Raw genomic sequence first — 17,976 nt, forward strand, 5'->3', positions numbered from 1 at the left:
AGGCGAGCAGGTCAGCCCGATCGAGTATGCGCCGACCTGGGTGTGGTTGTTTTCGGCCACGAGCACGATCGGTTTGGCGGACGGCTTGGGCTTCCCGGTGAGCACGACGCACGTCCTCTCCTCGGCGGTGGCCGGCACCATGCTGGCGAACCGCTCGGTAGTGCAGCTTGATTCCATCAAGAAGATCGCCCGGGGCCTGGGCGTCGACACTTCCGGCCACCGTCGTGCTCGCCGGCGGCGCCTTTTTCCTACTCCGTCTGGTGCTGGACCTGGACTGACGGTTTTGACAGCAATTCGTGCGCGCGATAAGCTGGCGGCAGAAGGTACCGCGCTAGGCCAAACGAACCGTCGGCGACAGAAAATTGACCGTTCCCGAAAGTTCGACGACAATCAGGGCTGGACTTGGAGATGCAAGTGATCTCACGAGCCGGTGGTTTCACTTCAGCTTGCGAGCGTTGCTAATATCACGCTTCGACCGTACTAACACTGGAGGGTAACCGTGAGAAAGACGACTTTTCTGGGCTTTATGGCGATGATCCTCCTCGGATGCGTGCTGGCGGCGACGCGGAGCGACGCAGAGCAAGAGGGCGACAATCAAACTCCGCAATCGCCGTTCAAGGGTCAAATCTTGGTCATCTCATCGAAAAGCAATGTCGAAATAGGAGCGGTGCTAGAAGACGCCTCGGTCAAGCGGCTTGGCCAGCACTCTTTCCTGGTAGGAAAAGGCGCGGACGATTGTCACCCGGATAATTGGCACAAGGGCCGAACGGTTTGGGTCGCAATCGATGACATAGCCCAAATCGCCGAGTTTGAAAACATCGATGAATACACGCGGCACCAAAAAGAACTTGCGGCCCAGGAAGAAAAGCGCGAGGCCATCCAAAAAGAACTTGCGGCCCAGGAAGAACGTTCCGATCGGCTCATGGCCCGCTTTAACTCCTTGATGAGCGATGAGAAGCGACGTGATGCGGAGACCGTTGCTGAAATATTGCAGCATCGCGACGCGCCTTCGTCCGTTACGCCACCGAATGATGTCGGCTTCCAAAGGTGGCTACTCGACCGAACGGAATGGGACAGGTTTATCGAGGATTACCTCGACAAACACAGCCCGTGACCACTGGGCGCCGCAGCCGCTGTGCCGCCCTTTTTTCGGGCGCTTCCGCCATACCGGTCGCTTGACGAAAATCCTGTCGATTAGCCTGACCCACTACCTCGAATCGCACCACCGCGACTGCCTACGAGACCAACTCCACCACGGGCTGGGCGTTGTCTTCCATCAGGTATTGCGGGCGGCCGTTGAGGTCGGCGATCGTCGTCTGGCCGACATCGATGCCGAGATGCTTGAACAGCGTGGCGTAGACTTCGCCGAACGTCACCGGCCGCGCGACGGTTTCCCCGGCGATGCGGTCGGTGGCGCCGATCACCTGCCCGTGCCGCATCGCGCCGCCGGCCAATAGCGCGCAGTTCACCTGCGGCCAATGGTCGCGGCCCACGATGGATCTGATCTTCGGCGTCCGGCCGAATTCCCCCCACACGACGACGGCGCAGTCGTCCGCCAGACCCCGCAGATGCAGGTCTTCCACGAGCGCGCTGACGCATCGATCGAAGACCGGAAAATCCACAACTCCAGATAACCTCGGCTAGCCGTTCGTCCAGTTATAGCTTGTGGTTTCGCCGGTCCGGTCGACGCGGCTAGTGAGGTCGCCGGAACTGTTGAAGTCGAGGGTCACTCCCTGGTGCGTCACAAGCTGCCAGCCGCCCGTGACGGCGGTGAGCGTGTCGAAGGCGTGCGGCCCGGCCGGGCTGGTGTAAGAATTTCCCGGGCCGGCCGTGAAATTCCAACCCTCGGCGCAACCTTGGCGTGAGGGTTTCCGAGATCCGTTCCGGACAAGCCGAAGATCAGTGTTCCTACTCTTTGTATAGACGCGAACCGGCGACCGATGCCGCAATAATTCTTTCCAGAATTCTTTGGCACGCGGCTTGCCGACGACCGACAGCCACTCGCGAGAGAGAGGGCAAAAGCAACACACTCAGCCTTTCGCGTCACTGGCAACGCGAGGTCGTTCGATCGGCCATGATCTCGGCGCTACTTCTTCGCCGGCTCCTTCAGCTTTTCGTGAAACACCTTCTTCACCTTGACGACCTTCGGCCGGATGACGGCGCTGCAATACCCCTGCTCGCGGTGAAGGTTGTAATAGTTCTGGTGATAGTCCTCGGCCGGGTAGAACTCGGAAAACTTCGTGATTTCGGTCACGATCGGTTTGCGGAAGGCGTGCTCCTCTTGGAGCTTCTTTTTGTAATGCTCGGCCAGCTCTTGCTGCCGCGGGTTATGGTAGAGAATCACGGAGCGATACTGCGTGCCCTCGTCGGCCCCTTGACGGTTGAGCGTCGTCGGATCGTGCGTCTGCCAGAACACTTCCAGTAGCTCCGGATAGGAAATCACTTCGGGGTCGTAGGCGATCTGGATCACCTCGGCGTGGCCCGTTTGCCCGCTGCAAACTTGTTGATAGGTGGGATGCGGGAAGATGCCGCCGCTGTAGCCCGATACGACCGACCGCACCCCTTTGAGCTGCTGAAAAACGGCCTCGCTGCACCAAAAGCAACCGGCGCCGAAGGTCGCCTTCTCGAGTCCTGGCGAGCGCTCGTCGGTGGAAGTCGATGGTTCGTTCATATCGCTCTCCTTTGCTGTTTCGGTTGGGTCCGCGGCCGCTTTCGATTTCGCGGGCGGCTTGTTTGCCCGTGGCGCGGCAACCAGCGCTGGGAGGGCCGCGCCCAGAGCCATCAACGCCGAGCATGCCAGGGTCACCGCGTTTCGTCGCGCATCAGACATGGTTACCTCCCAAAATTGGTTTCACGCGCGGGATGCCCCACGGCCCCAACCTATTTTAGGCGGAAGCGGGCAGAATGCCAAAGCCCTCCCCGTCTTGCCGGACCGGGTAGCCGCTTGGGCAGCCAAGTGCGGGCCGCTAACGTTTTCGCGGCCGGGCCGGAGGTCGCACGGCCATCTTGGGACGCCGGGCCACGTAAAATGCCGGATCGTCGATGATCCAGCCCGTCGACCAGGTACGGCCGTCGTCGGCGCTGATCAGGTCAAAGAAAAACGTGTCGAACTGGTGGCAGGTGAAGCCGTAGGGAAACTGCGAGCTGACGCGGTCGGCCGAGGTCAGGTCTTCGATGCCCGGCTTGGCGTAATAGTGAAACTGGCCGTCGGTCGTACACGACATGCCCATCGTCCACCAGCCGGTCTGCTTGATGTCGGGTCCCCGCAGGTCGCGGCCGCTCGGTCCGGCCCGCAGCAAGAAGAACGCCGAGTCTGCTTTGTGCCGGCGGTCGCTCTTGCTGTTAAACACGATCCACATTCCGGGCCAATACTCTTCGACCGGTTCCTTGCCGTCGGGCCGCGAGCCGTGCGCCCCGGCCCGCACTGCGAAGGTGTTGCCCGTCCGCCGCTCCCATTCGTCAAAGGGCGGCATATAGACCCGCACCACGAAGCTGGGCAGCCACGAGACCGGCACGCCGCGGCCCATCGCGCCGCGCACGTTGGCGACGAAATCGTCCTGCTGGCTGTGGTAACTGGGCCGGTCGGGCGTGCCCGTGTAAAGCGACCGCATCAAGAGCGAGCCGCGGCTGCCCGACAACCCGCCTTCGGGCGTGGCCACGCGCTGAAGCAGGTCGGGGTGGCCCCGCAACGGCCCTTCGAACCAGCGGCGGTTGCGCGAATAGCCGTTGGGCAAGCGCGATTGGCCGTCGAGCTCGGAACTGTTTTTGGGGTTATTGAAGACGTAGCTCCAGTTCGGGTCTTCGAAGTCGTCGCCCGCGTTGGAGATTTTTTCGCCCGTGCCGGGCACCAACGGCTCGTAGGCCGCCGCCGTGACGGCGAAGAACATGCAGGCGATGCCCACGACGAGCGTGCGCGGCGACAGGACATAAAGAGTGGAACGCATCACGGCAAGAACCTCCCTGTTCAATGACGAACGATTCGCTCGGCCCCCGATTGGGGCGATTCTGCCACAAGCCGCATCGCGGGGCAAGCCGAAACGTCCGTTCGTTTTGTCGTAAGTCGGCAGAAAACCGCGGTTCGTTGCGCGTGCCGCCCGTGCAGCACCGGCCACCCTGTGACGGAATGCAAAACCCAAGCCTTTTGCGTCACTGGCAACGAAAGGTCACTTGAGCGACTTGCCATGCAACACGAACCGGTTCAAGCGTTTAGGTCGCTCACCGCTGGCCGACGCCGCAGCCTCCCGCACTGCGACGGGCAAGCAACAGCGCCGCGCGCGGAGCAGTTTGACGAGCGTCCAGACGTTCATTCCTTGGCGATGCCGCTGGCCGCGGGTGAGGCTCTGCCCTGATATGCTGGGTGATTCGCCAAAGCAGGACCGCGACGATACGATGAAAACGCCACCGCGAAAAGGGCCAAGGCCGCCTCAGCTCCATGCGTTGGTGCCAACCACTCCTTTTATTCCACACTGCCAGCCGACACTTCATGACCCCAGTAACCAAACAAAAGATGCCGCGGGGCGGCGGCGCTGCGTCGCCCGAACCCGATCTCGGCGCCGCGTTCCGCCTGGTGATGCGGCTGATGGCCCTCCGCGGCACCAGCGGTCAGGAACGCGCGGTGGCCGACTTCGTGACCGAGCGACTGCGAGAAGGGGGTGCCACGGCCAAGGCCATTCAGTTCGACGACGCCCACCGCAAGTCGCCACTGCGCGGCGAAGTCGGCAATTTGTACTTCTCGCTCGGCGGCACGCTCCGCGGCCCGCGGCGGCTGCTGATGGCGCATCTCGACACCGTGCCTCTGTGCGTGGGCTGCAAACCGGTCCGTAAAGGCGAACGCGTCGTCTCGGCCGATCCGCACACCGGCCTGGGCGCCGACGACCGTGCCGGTTGCGCCGTCATCCTCACGGCGGCCCTGGAAATCCTGCGACGAAAGCTGCCCCATCCGCCCTTGACCTTCCTCTGGCCGGTGCAAGAAGAGGTGGGCCTGCACGGGGCGCGGCTGGCGCGGCTGTCGAAGTTGGGCAAGCCGCGGTTGGCTTTCAACTGGGACGGCGGTCCGGCGGAAAAGCTCACCATCGGGGCCACCGGCGCTTTTCGCATGACGTTCGAAGTCGAGGGCCTCGCCAGCCACGCGGGCGGCGCTCCGGAACAGGGCGTCAATGCCATTACCATCGCCGGCCTGGCCATCGCCGAACTGGAGCGCAAAGGTTGGCTGGGCGATATCCGCAAAGACGGCCGGCACGGCACGAGCAATATCGGCGTCATCCAGGGCGGCGCCGCGACGAACGTCGTCACCGACCACGTCAAGCTGCGTGCCGAATGTCGCAGCCACGACGGTACGTTCCGCAAGCAGATTCTGACCGCGTTCGAAGACGCCTTCCAACGGGCCGCCGCCGCGGTCAAAAACGTCGCCGGTGCCGGCGGGAAAGTACGCATGGAAAGCCAGCTCGACTACGACTCCTTCCGCCTTGCCGACCGCGAACCGTGCGTGCTGGCGGCCGAGGCGGCCGTGCGGGCAACCGGCGCCGAGCCGCTGCGGGCGATCACCAACGGCGGACTCGATGCCAACTGGCTCACGGCCCGCGGCATTCCCACGGTCACGCTGGGCTGCGGCCAGCAGAGCGTCCACACCACCGCCGAGCAGCTCGATATCGCGGCCTTCGAGCGGGCCTGCCGCATCGCCCTGCGCCTGGCCACGGCCGCGGATTGAGGCTGTAGGGTGGGACCAGCGAGCGTGCGAGCGCCGGCCCACGAGTGTTTAGGATTCAGGGTTCAGGAAGACCCTAATGTGAAACCAACTCGCGCCGACCCAACGCAAGGTGCGGCGGACATCGGCCGTTGCGGGTTGCGCCTGAACGCTGAACCCTTTGACTCTGCCCCAGCCACCGTTACAAAACGCTTTTTCTACCGCGCTTGCCTTTGGCGCGGCTAGACTATAAAGTCCACTCCGTTGCTTTCAGTCCAGGTCGTTGAGATGCTGTTTGCCGATCGAGTCGCGGGGCTTCTAACGCCCGCCCAGTTGACGCTGCTCGACTTGGCTCTTGTCTTCGGCCTGTTGATCTGGTCGCGGCTGCCGCCCGACTTTGTGCTGGTCGGCGGCGTGGCCTTGCTCGTACTGACGGGCATTCTCGATGCCCGCGAGGCGCTGGCCGGCCTGGCCAACGAGGCCATGGTGACGGTCGGCATCCTGTATGTCGTCGGCGCCGGAGTGCGCCAGACCGGCGGCGTCGATTGGATCGCACAGCGCCTGTTCGGAAAGCCGAAATCGACGTTCAACGCCATCGTGCGGCTGATGTTTCCCGCCGCCGGGCTGAGCGCGTTTATGAACAACACGCCGTTGGTGGCCATGCTGATCCCGGCCGTGACCGATTGGGCGAAGATGCACCGCATCGCCACCTCGAAGTTGATGATTCCGCTCAGCTACGCGGCCATCCTTGGCGGCACGTGTACGCTCATCGGCACCAGCACCAACCTGGTGGTCGACGGACAGGTCAAAGAAGAAGCCAAGCGACGCATTGCGGCCGACGTGAAGGCGGGCATGCCGGAGGCCAAGGCGCGCGAGAAGTTCGAGCGAGAGACCCGCTTGCCCGCCGACGGACTGGCGATGTTCGACATCACCTGGGTGGGCCTTCCGGCGGCGGTCCTCGGTTGCGGGTTCATGGCCGTGGCGGCGTGGTGGCTGTTGCCCGACCGCAAACCGGCCATGAGCAATCTGGAAGACCCGCGTTCGTATACCGTCGAGATGCTGGTCGAACCCGACAGCCCGCTGGTGGGCAAAGCGATCGAAGAGGCCGGGCTGCGTCACTTGCCCGGCGCCTACCTGGTGGAGATCGACCGCGAAGGGTTTATTCTGCCGGCCGTGAGTCCCGACGAGCGGTTGCGCGGCAACGACCGGCTGGTGTTTGTGGGCGTGGTCGATTCGGTGCTCGATTTGCAAAAGATTCGCGGGCTGGTGCCGGCCACCGACCAGGTGTTCAAGCTCTCCGCCCCGCGTTCGTCGCGCTGCTTGATTGAAGCGGTGGTGTCGAATAGTTGCCCGTTGGTGGGCAAGACGATCCGCGACGGCCGCTTCCGCTCGATTTACAACGCGGCCGTGATCGCGGTGGCCCGCAACGGCGAGCGGATCAACAAGAAGATCGGCGACATCGTGCTGGCGCCCGGCGACACGCTGCTGTTGGAAGCGCACCCGGCGTTCGCCGACCAGCAGCGAAACAACCGCGACTTCTTTCTCGTCAGCCGGCTGGAAGACTCGCAGCCGCCCAGGCACGAGCGGGCCTTGGTGGCGGCGGGCATCCTGATCGGCATGGTGCTGCTGGCGAGCCTCACGTCGCTGGGCATGTTCAAGGCGTCGCTGCTGGCCGGGGGACTGATGCTGGCCACGCGCTGCTGCTCGGTGTCGCTGGCCCGCCGCAGCATCGACTGGGAAGTGTTGCTGGCCATCGCCGCGTCGTTTGCCATCGGCGCGGCGTTGGAAAAGACGAAGGCCGCCGAGATGATCGCCCATCAAATGATCGGGCTGGCCCAGGGAAACGCTTGGGCCTCGCTGGCCATCGTCTACCTGGCCACATTGCTGGCGACCGAGTTGATCACGAACAACGCCGCGGCCGCGCTGATGTTTCCGATGGCCGTCAAAACCGCCGAGGGCCTGCAGGTGAACTGGATGCCGTTTGTGATCGTGGTGATGATGGCCGCCTCGGCCGGCTTCGCCACGCCGATCGGCTATCAAACGAACCTGATGGTTTATGGTCCGGGCGGCTACCGCTTCAGCGACTATCTGAAAGTCGGCGTGCCGCTGGACCTGTTGATCGGTGTGATTACGGTGCTGCTCGCGCCGTTTTTATGGCCGTTTTAGTAATCGCCGGTACGACTCATCGTCGTAGGTGGGACCAACTCAGCTTTAAGACACTACCCGGGATGCGCCGCGTGATTCCGCCGAGGCGGAGCTCGCGCCGCTGCGCGACCGGCGGCGGTTTCACTTCACGGAATTCTCGGCGCTGATGTTTGCCGAGATCCGTCTCTGTCATGCCCGCCGCAACATCGCCGCCGCTCGTTCCTGGTACGACCTCTGGCAGCGCATGGTTCCCGACGGTCCCCAGCTCGACGCCGCCCGCGAGTTGCTGGAAGACCGCTCTACGCGCTGGATGAAACGGATGTGGGACGCGGCATGGCGGCGGGGCGGTTGAAAGGACGCGGCGGACGCGGCAACCTCCGGACGTTAATTGAGGATCGAGGCCGCCCATGCCGAAGCGATTCGCTCTTGCTTGACAGCCCCCACCGCAAGGCGTCAAATTGCGGTTTCAAGCATCCGACGAAACCCCCTGGTCTTTGCTGTGAGTTCCCACCTTGAAAGACTTTGAATACGCCGCCGCCACCAGCGTCGATGAGGCCGTGAGCCTGTTGGCCGCCCGTGGAGAACGGGCGAAAATCCTGGCGGGCGGCACCGATATTCTCGTGCAGTTGCGCGAAGGGCTGCGCGAGGCCGACTTGGTGCTCGACGTCAAGAAAATCCCCGAGCTGATGGAACTGTCGTTCAGCCGCGAGCGCGGCTTGCGGTTGGGCGCCGGCGTGCCGTGCTACAAGATTTACGAAAACGAAGCGGTCAAGACGGCCTATCCGGCGCTGGCCGATTCGGCACGCATCATCGGCGGCTGGCAGATTCAAAGCCGGGCCAGCATCGGCGGCAACCTGTGCAACTCGTCGCCGGCCGCCGATTCGATTCCGTCGCTGATCGCACTGGACGCCGTCTGCCAGATCGCCGGCCCCGGCGGACGACGTAGCCCGCCGGTGGCCGAGTTTTGCACCGGGCCGGGCAAGAACGTTTTGCAGCGCGGCGAGTTCCTGGTATCGCTCGATTTTCCGCCGCCGCAGCCGCACAGCGGTTCGCGCTATCTGCGGTTCATTCCCCGCAACGAAATGGACATCGCCGTGGTCGGCGTCGGCGCCTGGCTGCGGCTCGATGCCAGTGGCAAGAACATCGACGAAGCCCGGCTGGGCATTGCCGCCGTGGCTCCCACGCCGCTGGCCGCCACCGAGGCCGCGACTTGGCTGGCGGGCAAGCCGGCGACGCTGGAGTCGTTTACCGAGGCCGGCCGCTTGGCCCGCAGCGTTGCCCGGCCGATTACCGATATGCGTGGCCCGGCCGATTACCGAGTGCATCTCGTCGGCGTAATTGCCCAGCGGGCCCTGGCTGAGGCGGCTGAGAGGGCGAGGGGCCGCCACGCGAATCAAAGCTAAATGGCCGCAGCGATCCTACCGGGAATGCCGCAGTGATGCGCGCGTCTTACGCGGAGAATCGGGTTCGCAACCGCTGACGGCATCGCAAGCAGAACCGCCAGGCGGGACGGGCGAACGGCCAGCGCACGAGCCACACGCCGAACCAGAGCAGCGACTCCGTGAGGCCGAGCACGGCAGGGCAGGTCAAAAGGAACACCAACGTGCAGCCGAATCCCACGCCCAGCACGGCGCTCCACGGCAATGCTTGCCGCACGTGTGCCTCGACGTGGACCACCACCCAACGGATGCCGGCGAAGTAGATGGCGGCAAACGTGGTCAAGAACAGCAGCGAGCTGAGGGCGAACTGCCCGCCTTGCGCTCGCTCGTTCGTGGCCCAAAAGTACATCCACGCCAGGGCCAGGCCGGCGCAAACGAGCACCGCCCCGATCGTCGCCGCATACATGATGGTGAACGAGTGCCCGCTCAACGCCGACAGCCCGAGGGCCACCATCGCCAGCCAACCTAAATTGGCAATCGCGCGGCACCACAGGAGAGTGCGGCTCGTTGGCTCGCAAGTCGCGCCGGAATCGGGCACGGTCGCTGCCGGAAAAACAACATCATTTCGCCGAGAATCGCCCTTGCTGACTTCGAGCGGCATGTCAGTTCTGCAGCGGCCCATCCTCTTTGTTGAGGTGCCGCCGCAGATAGCGGGCACGCTCGATGTTGCGGTCGGCCGTGTCCAACTCGCTGCCGGTCAGCTTTTGCAGGTGCGCCGGCTGCGTGTAAATGAACAACTTGTTCACCAGCGGTATCTCCAGGTCGGCGATCAGTCCCAGGTTCACGCCCATCCGCACGCTCGACAGCAGATGCATGGTCTCCTCGGAGCTGATCGTCTGGGCGGTCCGCAGGATGCCGTAGGCCCGGCTCACGCGGTCGTGCAGGGTTTCGTGGCTCTCGCGAATCAAGAACTCACGGGCCTTGCGCTCGTAGTCGATAATCTGCGGCACCACGTCGCCCACCTGCTTTACCAGGTCGGTCTCGGTGCGCCCCAGCGTCACCTGGTTGCTGATCTGGTAAAAATCGCCCATCGCTTGCGAGCCTTCGCCGTACAGCCCCCGCACCGCCAGACTGATCTTTTGTAGCGAACGGAACAGCTTTTCGATCTGCCGCGTGATGACCAACGCCGGCAAGTGCAGCATCACGCTCACGCGCATGCCCGTGCCGACATTCGTGGGGCAGGCCGTCAAATAACCAAGCCGATCGCTGAAGGCATACGTGACTTGCGACTCGACCAGGTCGTCGATCGTGTTGATCTGCTCCCAGGCCGCCAGCAAGTCCAGCCCGCTGTGCATCACTTGAATGCGGAGATGGTCTTCCTCGTTGATCATCAGGCTGACGCGCTCTTGCGGGTCGATGGCCACGCCACGGGCGCCTTCGGCCTCGGCGTGCTCGCGGCTGATGAGCTGCCGCTCGACGAGAAACTGGCGGTCGAGCCCTTCGAGCTTGTTGACGTCGAAGTAGACCAACTCGGCGGCCCCCGGCGCCCGCATCACGCGGTCGCGCAGCATGCGTTCGATCTCGGCCCGGTCGGAGGGCGTGGCCCGGCTGATGAAGGCGAACTCCGCCAGGTTGCGGGCCAGCCGAATGCGGCTGCTGATCACGATGTCCGATTCCGGACCCGATCCCCGCAGCCACTCGCCGCTCGTGCGTGCCAATTCTTCTAGTTCCACGGCGTCACGACAACCTTTCGATTTGCCGAATTTCGTCACGCAACTGCGAAGCCTTCTCGTAGTCTTCGCCCTGGATGGCCTCTTTCATCTCCCGCCGCAGCCGGATCAACTGCGTCTGTTCGTCGGTGCCGCCGGTGGTGCGGCGCGGCCGCTTGCCCGCATGCGCGCTCTCGCCGTGGATGTTCAGGATCAGCGGGTCCAACTCCTTGCGAAAGCAAACGTAGTCATGCGGACAGCCCAGCCGGCCGTGGTTGCGGAATTCAAAGAAGGTGATGCCGCAGATCGGGCAGGCCTGCTGATCGAGCTTGGCCAACTCTTCGGCAGTGCCGCCCACAAGCTGCTGTGCCAGCGCGCCGGCCAGGTTTCCGGCCGGCTGGTCGTCGGACTCGGTGAGATATTGCCTGGCGTGCTCTTCGCAAAGGTGCAGTTCCTGCGGTTTGCCGCCCGTCAACTCGGTGATGTGAAACGTGGCCGACTTGTCGCAGCGTTGGCACTTCATTCTTCGATCCGCACGCGTGGCGACCGACAAAGACCGGCTGATCGGGTCGCTGTTTGGGGCATTCGATTCTGCGGGAATTCTATCAGTGCCCCCCACAGTGTCAATGGACGTGGACCGGCGTCGTGTTCGGCTGCGGCATGCCGGGCGTGCTGCGGCCGTCGGCGACGTACTTGTCGAGCAGCGCCGTCAGCCGTTCGACCACTTCGGGGTGTTCATCATAGAGGTTGTGCCGCTCGCCGATGTCCGCCGCCAGGTCGTAAAGCTGCACCGGCGGCAGCCCGGCGGCCTCCTTGCTGCCCGGCTTGGGCGCGCTCCAGCCGCCCGAATCGCGGCACAGTTCCAGCTTCCAGTTTCCTTGCCGGATGGAAAACGAGCCGTTGATCGAGTGATGCACGATGGCCTCGCGCCGCGGTGGCTCGGCCTTACCCAGCAGTGCCGGCAAAATGCTGACGCTGTCTTCCGCGGCGTCGGCGGGCAACGTTTCGCCGATCAAGTCTGCAAACGTGGCCATCACGTCGGTCAGGCACACCAAGGCGTCGCTCTGTCCGCCGGCCTGGACCTTGTCCGGCCACCGCGCGATGAACGGAATGCGATGTCCGCCGTCGTAGATGTCGGCCTTGGCGCCGCGAAATACATAGCTCGGCTGATGGCCGTGCGCCGCCAGCGTTTTCAAATCGGCGACGGGCGAACAGCCGTTGTCGCTCGTGAGGATGACCAGCGTGTCGTCGGCGGCGCCGCGGTCGTTCAGCGCGTCGAGCACGCGGCCCACGGTGTCGTCGACTTGCATCACGAAATCGGCGTAGTCGTTGATGCCGCTTTTGCCCCGCCACTCGTCGGTCGGCTCGATCGGCGCGTGCGGCGCGTTGAGCGGAAAGTAGAGCAAGAAGGGCGGCTGGTCGCGGTCGGCCGAGGCGTGCTCTCGGATGAAGGCCACGGCCTTCTCGGTGAGCGTGGGAAGCACCTTCACGGCTTCGAAATCATCGGCGGCCGGTCCCAGCCGCACAATCTTCTTCTCCTTGGTCGGCACGGCCGTGAAGCGGTCGTTTTCGATGAACACGTAGGGCGACATATCGAGCGAGGCGCTGATGCCGAAGTAATAATCGAAGCCCACCGCGTTGGGTCCGCCGGCGATCTTGCCCGCATAATCGACGTCCCAGGCCTTGGCATAGCCCTTGCCGAAGTTGGCCTTGTCGTCGGCCACGCCGCCGTCTTTGAGCGGCATATCCATGCCCAGGTGCCATTTGCCGACGCAGGCGGTGACGTAACCGTGTTGTCGGGCGAGTTGGGCGATGGTCAGCCGGCCGGGCTCAATGAGCGGCCGTGAATATCCGCCCAGCACGCCGCTTTTGAGCCGCGAGCGCCAGTTGTACCTGCCCGTGAGAATGCCGTAGCGCGTCGGCGTGCAGACCGACGAGCTGGAATGGGCGTCGGTAAAGATCATCCCGTCGGCCGCCAAGCGGTCGATCCTGGGCGTGGCAATTTTGCCCTCCGGGTTCAGGCACTTGACATCGCCGTAGCCCAGGTCGTCGACCAGGATGACCACGACGTTCGGCGGGTTTTTCGGTTCGCCGGAAAGTGCGGTAAGAGTCGAAAAGCCGACGATCGCAACGGCCGCGGCGGTGTGAATGAGCGTCGTCAGCGCGCGCGGCAAATGCCTGCGACCGAAACGGCAAGACGGCAGTGAAGGCAGTGAGGTTTTCATGGTCGGCTTCACCAAATCTTTGCGAGCTTACGAGAAAGCAACGAGGCGTATCCAAGCGCAAAGTATGGGTGCAAGCGGGGTCGGGGTCAACGGGGGTCGACCAGCGACGGAAAGCGGGCCCTTCTCGGCACGGTTCTCGCGACCGCGTTTCGCGGCTGTCTCGCGGGCGAATTACCGGCCAGCGTAGTTCGCAACGGCCGCCATAACAATCCCTTCGTCTGCGAGAAGGGAGTTTCTGCTTGCGGTTCGCGGTACGACCAGTCCACGCGTTCACGCCACCGACCTTAGCCAATTCGCGATCGACAGGAGTAGAAGAAGTGGATTAGGCAGACCTGTGGCAATTCGGAGCTCAGGCGGAATAATTACTCGGCGCTGGCCCCGCCGGCCTGGTTCTTCCATCGGCGGCGAGTTTATGTGCCAGTGCGATGGCGCGTGTGCCGGGTAACAGCCAACGATCTTTTCCCATTGCTGCAACCATGGCTCAATTGGAGGTTTATAACCTTCCACTGGATCGAGTTCCCATCGTATTTGCCGAATCGCAGGGCTCTCAAGATCGTCGATCCGGATGTAGCACCTTTGGTACAGTTCAATCGTACCAACATCCGTCGAAAAGTCGGTTACGAACCTGCCGCCGCCTGCTGGCGCAGCAGTCGCGTAAGGCCTTGTCACAAGGAGAATGCTGGCTTGCCCCCGCGGCGAAATCTGGATCGGAATCGTTGCACGGTCGCGACGATGGCGCTGAATTAAGTCGCGCGATTCCGCTTCGGCAATCCCAGCCGCGATTACCAACCACTTGGCCCCGGCCCTGTTGATGATCTCTACATCGAAAAGCTGGGCCCCTTCTACCGTGCGCTGAAAAACGCCTGCTTGCAGCAGGCAATCTTCAAGATGCCGCTGAATCCGCTCAAATCGGAAGTCCATGTATTACTCAGCCAGCGTGGCGCTTTAGCTGTTCATTCCAATCAGCGATATCTTCTGGCGCCGGGATTTCGCCTGGCAAGGCATGCAGCTCTTCGTTCCAAGCGCTCGGCAGGCGGTCGGGCAATCGCCCGACCGCGTTGCAATCGAGTAACGGTAATAGTCCCGTTGCGTCATGAACGTCGGAGTGCGCGAAGGACATCAAGTCCGGCGCCCGTCGACAGAGTGCGGCATAATCGGCCCGGCGAATAACCACTACCGTTCCCGGCGACGCCGCCAGCCGTTGACGCCAGCCGTTGAGCCATGCACCCACGGACTCGGCGCTCGCTTGGGGAACGAGGAGAAAACGCCGCGGAATTGGCGCGCTCTGATCCACATTCTCGTAGAGCTCAATGCTAAACCGCTGCAGAGCCACTTGATTGCTTGGCAACAAAACCGGTACGTCCGGAAAACCGTCAAGAGCAGCCTTGAGCACCAACAAGGCGCGAACCAAGTCGGTCTTGCTTTCCCACAATAGCACCTGTATGCCCCGATTTTTCAGGTTGAGTACCCGCAACAGATGCTCGGCGCTTTCCATCTCACCTCCCTACTTTCTGCTTGGCCTCTTTTCTGAGTCTGAAGCGGTCAAGTGCGGGCCGCGCTAGTGGATGAACCGTGATTCGCTGTTCATCACTTGAGGTACGCTGAACAAGTAGGCTGATCGGCGAGCGCAGCAATTCCGCCGCCTCGCCTAAGCCTGTTCCGTACTCGTCGATTTCGCCCAGTAGCTCAAGCTGCCTGAGCGAATAGTCCTGATAATTCCGAAGCGCATTGTTGATCACCAGCGAACAATCGGACGGCTCAATTCTGTCGTGTCCGGCCAAATGAGCTTCCAGACAAGCACTGCGCAAGAACTGAACGAAGTAACGCGCTACGCCGCCCGAGTAGTAAGCGAGCATTCTCAACGACTCGTCCCCTATCAAGCCGCGAAGCTGCGCACCTATGGCCATTTTCCAGTAAACCTGCGGAATCGCGCCGTTGTTTGGGTCGGGAACCTCAAGAGGATAGACCAGCAAGGGCGAATTCCAACGCGATTCGACAGAATGCCTGAGATCACCAAGCGTGTATTCGAACGGAGCCGTCATAACCAATGATGCGGCAAGTCGTTGCCACTGAGGGTGCGCGTCGACGAGCACCTCCTTCGCGGCAGCCGGATCGCGAATCTTGTCCACGTGGTCGACGAGAATTACGGGCTGTCGCCGCGATTTCTGTTGTATCCATTTGAGTAGCCGATTGAGCTGGTTGAGCAAGGTATCCGGAATCAGGCCAAAGCGGTCGGCGGCCTGAGAAACCGCCTGGTGCAGGGCTGCTTTGCCGAGTATCAGCAACAGCCCCGAGTCTCGGCTGTCTTCCGTCAGAGACACAGGGTACTCCATGTCGTGGAACCGGAAAACGACGCCTTGCCGGTCGTCTTCGTACTGCCCTTTTAGCCAGTCTACGAGTGTCTCGATCGTTGCATTTCGAATGTCGCGCCGTTCCGGTTGGCGCACACCGCCATACGAGGCACTTGCACTCCAACAATCTCGAAAAATCGCCAACAGCACCGCGGCCGCTCCGCAATGTTCGGTCCGACCCCAATTTGGCCGCTGACTAGAAGTCTGGCCTTGCCTCTGCGGCTCGACAACTCCAATTGAAGCCTGGGTTGAAACCCGTCGTCCCGCTCGACAGACGGCATCCGATCGTCAGCGATTTCTGATGAAGCGGGACGCTCGGCATCCAGGCGCCCGAGCACCGTGCGAAGTTGCTGCAGGTCTGACAGTGCGCTCGGCATGATGTTACGCTCCCGGCAGATGGTGGCCCAGCTTTTCGCGTTTGGTGGCCAGATAGCGTGCGTTGTGCTCGTTGATCGGCGCCACGATCGGCACCTGGTCGACCACTTCCAAGTCGAAGCCGTCGTAGATGAAGGCGTTCGTCTTTTTCGGATTGTTGGTGAGCAACCGCACCTTGCTCAGGCCGAGATCCTTGAGAATCTGGATGCCCACGCCGTAATCGCGCATGTCGGCCTTGAATCCGAGCGCCTGGTTCGCCTCGACGGTGTCCATGCCCTTGTCTTGCAGACTGTAGGCCTTGATCTTGTGGGCCAGGCCGATGCCGCGTCCCTCTTGCGGCAGATAAATCAGCACGCCGGTTTCCTCCTGGCAGATCATCTCCAAGGCCATCCGCAATTGGTCGCCGCAATCGCAACGCAGCGAATTCAGCAGGTCGCCGGTCAAACACGACGAGTGCAACCGCACCAGCGGCGCCGCCACCGTGGTCGGCGTGCCGAAAACCAGCGCGAACGGCTCCTGCGACTCGTATTTGACGCCGTAATAAATGCACGTCGCCGGGCCGTAGTGCGTCGGCAACTGGCACTCGGCCTGGCGATAGACGAGCTTTTCGCGTGCCCGACGATAGCGAATCAACTCTTCGATGGTGGTGATTTCCAGCCGGTGGTGCCGGGCCAGGTCGATCAGTTCTTCGCGATTGGCCCGGTCGCCGCTTTCGCCAAGAATCTCACAGAGCACGCCGGCCGGATAAAGGCCCGCCAGGCGTGCCAGGTCGATGGCCGCTTCGGTGTGCCCTGCCCGGCGGAGCACGCCGCCTTCTTTGGCCATGATCGGGTACATGTGGCCGGGCCGCACGAAATCGGCCGGCTGGCTGCGCGGGTCGATCAGAGCCAGGATGGTCGTCGCTTTCTCCTGGGCCGTGATGCCGGTGCGGGCACTGCTGTGATCGACCGCCACGGTGAAGGCGGTGCGCAGCGGGGCGGTGTTCTGGTCGACCATGGGCGTGAGCTTGAGCCGCTCGCAGACTTCCGGCAGCACGGGCACGCACACCTGCCCGCGGCCGTGCTTGAGCATGAAATTGACGATGGCCGGCGTGACCTTTTCGGCGGCGCAGATAAAATCGCCTTCGTTCTCGCGGTCTTCGGCATCGACCACGATCACGATCTGGCCTCGCCCGAAGGCGGCGATGGCCGATTCAACGGTGGAAAACCGAGTGTTCAAAGGGGTGGAATGGTTCCGCGGGTGGCTTCAGCTATCATTATAGGGACCGGCTGGCATCAAGCTAGCCGGTCGCGGGCGGACCCATCTGGTCCATCCGCTGGCTCATCGGCCCAGTGGACTCGATCTTCTACCAAATCCGCACTTGCCGCGATAGAATTTGTTGGTGGCTGCTCCGTCGCGTAGCCATTTAGCTGTGTTGGAATGCAACGAGGGCGAGGAACCAGATTTGCCACCAGCCGCTCCTCAATCCCCGGGCGACATCTTGATGCCCGGTGGCAATCCAATAGGGGCCGCAGGTTCAGGCAGGAAGGTTCGTTAAGTTCATGGAGGGCGGAAGAAAGCCGATGAGATTTTCGATGATTTGATCGTTGGTGGCAACCCGAGTACGCCTGCCAATTATCCTGGAAAAGGGTATGACCTGCCGAATGGCGGTTGGGTTGGGCTGCGTCCGTCTTCCAAGAGCGGCCCTCCGACCATGGATATCAATATCCCCGGCATTCCTATCAGAAAGCTAGAATTTCTATGACGAGTGAAATGGCCAACATGGAATCAATGAAGCGTGACTTGCTCACCGAAATGGCGGACGATCATGTCGGGTTGTGGACGGTTCGCGGATACGTCGGAGACGAGATGCCGGGCGCAGATGAAGCGGCACTTCGTAAAAAGACGCTCGACGTGCTGTATGACATGCTGCGGAGCGGAGCGATCGAGGCCGGTTTTCCTGACTCGAATGGGAGAGATTTCCACCGCTGGCCGTTTGCGCCCGAAGTGGTGATCGACTACATCAAGGCCCGCTGGAAACCGCACGGTCCACCTCCGAAGCCGGGTGAAATCGCTTGGTTCACAACGCCAACGCGAGCATTTCAGGCCGCGCGGTCGCCATAATCGTTT

Annotated in this window: 17 protein-coding genes; 6 read left to right on the forward strand and 11 right to left on the reverse strand. The window is 62.5% G+C overall.

Annotated elements, in window-relative coordinates:
* Positions 1 to 499 precede the first annotated feature (499 nt).
* Positions 500 to 1,114 carry a hypothetical protein gene (locus VNH11_23985; GenBank protein HVA49448.1) on the forward strand — a complete coding sequence of 205 codons (615 nt, stop codon included), beginning with the start codon at positions 500 to 502 and terminating at the stop codon, positions 1,112 to 1,114.
* A 121-nt stretch (positions 1,115 to 1,235) separates the two neighbouring features.
* Here the strand turns inward: VNH11_23985 and VNH11_23990 are convergent, their stop codons facing one another.
* The 3 genes from VNH11_23990 to VNH11_24000 form a co-directional block, all read right to left on the reverse strand.
* Positions 1,236 to 1,622, reverse strand: coding sequence for a DUF1501 domain-containing protein (locus VNH11_23990; protein HVA49449.1), 387 nt, complete (start codon positions 1,620 to 1,622; stop codon positions 1,236 to 1,238).
* Positions 1,623 to 2,086: 464 nt separating this feature from the next.
* Positions 2,087 to 2,671: a peptide-methionine (S)-S-oxide reductase MsrA gene (gene msrA, locus VNH11_23995; protein ID HVA49450.1), complete on the reverse strand. Its 585-nt coding sequence runs from the start codon at positions 2,669 to 2,671 to the stop codon at positions 2,087 to 2,089.
* Between the two features lie 295 nt (positions 2,672 to 2,966).
* Positions 2,967 to 3,947: a hypothetical protein gene (locus VNH11_24000; GenBank protein HVA49451.1), complete on the reverse strand. Its 981-nt coding sequence runs from the start codon at positions 3,945 to 3,947 to the stop codon at positions 2,967 to 2,969.
* A gap of 536 nt (positions 3,948 to 4,483) precedes the next feature.
* Here VNH11_24000 and VNH11_24005 point away from each other — a divergent pair.
* The 4 genes from VNH11_24005 to VNH11_24020 all read left to right on the forward strand — a co-directional run bounded on the left by VNH11_24005 (position 4,484) and on the right by VNH11_24020 (position 9,231).
* Positions 4,484 to 5,707 carry a M20/M25/M40 family metallo-hydrolase gene (locus tag VNH11_24005; protein ID HVA49452.1) on the forward strand — a complete coding sequence of 408 codons (1,224 nt, stop codon included), beginning with the start codon at positions 4,484 to 4,486 and terminating at the stop codon, positions 5,705 to 5,707.
* A 264-nt stretch (positions 5,708 to 5,971) separates the two neighbouring features.
* Positions 5,972 to 7,849, forward strand: coding sequence for an SLC13 family permease (locus VNH11_24010; protein HVA49453.1), 1,878 nt, complete (start codon positions 5,972 to 5,974; stop codon positions 7,847 to 7,849).
* A gap of 145 nt (positions 7,850 to 7,994) precedes the next feature.
* Complete coding sequence (locus tag VNH11_24015; GenBank protein ID HVA49454.1) at positions 7,995 to 8,180, forward strand: hypothetical protein; 186 nt, start codon at positions 7,995 to 7,997, stop codon at positions 8,178 to 8,180.
* Between the two features lie 160 nt (positions 8,181 to 8,340).
* The gene (locus VNH11_24020) at positions 8,341 to 9,231 is read left to right on the forward strand and encodes a xanthine dehydrogenase family protein subunit M (GenBank protein ID HVA49455.1); all 891 of its coding nucleotides are present in this window, start codon (positions 8,341 to 8,343) and stop codon (positions 9,229 to 9,231) included.
* 46 nt (positions 9,232 to 9,277) lie between these two features.
* Here the strand turns inward: VNH11_24020 and VNH11_24025 are convergent, their stop codons facing one another.
* From VNH11_24025 to ribA, 8 genes are all read right to left on the reverse strand, one after another.
* The gene (locus tag VNH11_24025) at positions 9,278 to 9,868 is read right to left on the reverse strand and encodes a hypothetical protein (GenBank protein HVA49456.1); all 591 of its coding nucleotides are present in this window, start codon (positions 9,866 to 9,868) and stop codon (positions 9,278 to 9,280) included.
* Position 9,869: 1 nt separating this feature from the next.
* Positions 9,870 to 10,940: a protein arginine kinase gene (locus tag VNH11_24030; protein ID HVA49457.1), complete on the reverse strand. Its 1,071-nt coding sequence runs from the start codon at positions 10,938 to 10,940 to the stop codon at positions 9,870 to 9,872.
* A gap of 4 nt (positions 10,941 to 10,944) precedes the next feature.
* Positions 10,945 to 11,439 carry a UvrB/UvrC motif-containing protein gene (locus tag VNH11_24035; protein HVA49458.1) on the reverse strand — a complete coding sequence of 165 codons (495 nt, stop codon included), beginning with the start codon at positions 11,437 to 11,439 and terminating at the stop codon, positions 10,945 to 10,947.
* Positions 11,440 to 11,539: 100 nt separating this feature from the next.
* A complete protein-coding gene (locus tag VNH11_24040) occupies positions 11,540 to 13,141 on the reverse strand; it encodes an arylsulfatase (protein HVA49459.1) in 1,602 nt (533 codons plus the stop codon).
* 270 nt (positions 13,142 to 13,411) lie between these two features.
* On the reverse strand, positions 13,412 to 14,062 hold the full coding sequence (locus VNH11_24045; protein HVA49460.1) for a hypothetical protein: 651 nt from the start codon (positions 14,060 to 14,062) through the stop codon (positions 13,412 to 13,414).
* A 7-nt stretch (positions 14,063 to 14,069) separates the two neighbouring features.
* The gene (locus VNH11_24050; GenBank protein HVA49461.1) at positions 14,070 to 14,636 is read right to left on the reverse strand and encodes a hypothetical protein; all 567 of its coding nucleotides are present in this window, start codon (positions 14,634 to 14,636) and stop codon (positions 14,070 to 14,072) included.
* A 1-nt stretch (position 14,637) separates the two neighbouring features.
* The gene (locus VNH11_24055; protein ID HVA49462.1) at positions 14,638 to 15,642 is read right to left on the reverse strand and encodes a hypothetical protein; all 1,005 of its coding nucleotides are present in this window, start codon (positions 15,640 to 15,642) and stop codon (positions 14,638 to 14,640) included.
* A 231-nt stretch (positions 15,643 to 15,873) separates the two neighbouring features.
* Positions 15,874 to 17,085: a GTP cyclohydrolase II gene (gene ribA / locus VNH11_24060; GenBank protein HVA49463.1), complete on the reverse strand. Its 1,212-nt coding sequence runs from the start codon at positions 17,083 to 17,085 to the stop codon at positions 15,874 to 15,876.
* Positions 17,086 to 17,628: 543 nt separating this feature from the next.
* Between ribA and VNH11_24065 the strand changes: the two genes are divergently transcribed.
* Positions 17,629 to 17,970: a hypothetical protein gene (locus VNH11_24065; GenBank protein HVA49464.1), complete on the forward strand. Its 342-nt coding sequence runs from the start codon at positions 17,629 to 17,631 to the stop codon at positions 17,968 to 17,970.
* Positions 17,971 to 17,976: the final 6 nt, after the last annotated feature.

It is taken from the genome of Pirellulales bacterium, from assembly GCA_035533075.1.
In the GTDB taxonomy this organism is placed as follows: domain Bacteria; phylum Planctomycetota; class Planctomycetia; order Pirellulales; family JAICIG01; genus DASSFG01.

Coding starts and splice junctions, on each gene's coding strand:
- VNH11_24015 (HVA49454.1), top strand. CDS start 7,995: ATGTTTGCCGAGATCCGTCTCTGTCATGCCCGCCGCAACATCGCCGCC.
- VNH11_24045 (HVA49460.1), bottom strand. CDS start 14,062: ATGGACTTCCGATTTGAGCGGATTCAGCGGCATCTTGAAGATTGCCTG.
- VNH11_24050 (HVA49461.1), bottom strand. CDS start 14,636: ATGGAAAGCGCCGAGCATCTGTTGCGGGTACTCAACCTGAAAAATCGG.
- msrA (HVA49450.1), bottom strand. CDS start 2,671: ATGAACGAACCATCGACTTCCACCGACGAGCGCTCGCCAGGACTCGAG.
- VNH11_24025 (HVA49456.1), bottom strand. CDS start 9,868: ATGCCGCTCGAAGTCAGCAAGGGCGATTCTCGGCGAAATGATGTTGTT.
- VNH11_24010 (HVA49453.1), top strand. CDS start 5,972: ATGCTGTTTGCCGATCGAGTCGCGGGGCTTCTAACGCCCGCCCAGTTG.
- VNH11_24035 (HVA49458.1), bottom strand. CDS start 11,439: ATGAAGTGCCAACGCTGCGACAAGTCGGCCACGTTTCACATCACCGAG.
- VNH11_24065 (HVA49464.1), top strand. CDS start 17,629: ATGGAATCAATGAAGCGTGACTTGCTCACCGAAATGGCGGACGATCAT.
- VNH11_24005 (HVA49452.1), top strand. CDS start 4,484: ATGACCCCAGTAACCAAACAAAAGATGCCGCGGGGCGGCGGCGCTGCG.
- VNH11_24040 (HVA49459.1), bottom strand. CDS start 13,141: ATGAAAACCTCACTGCCTTCACTGCCGTCTTGCCGTTTCGGTCGCAGG.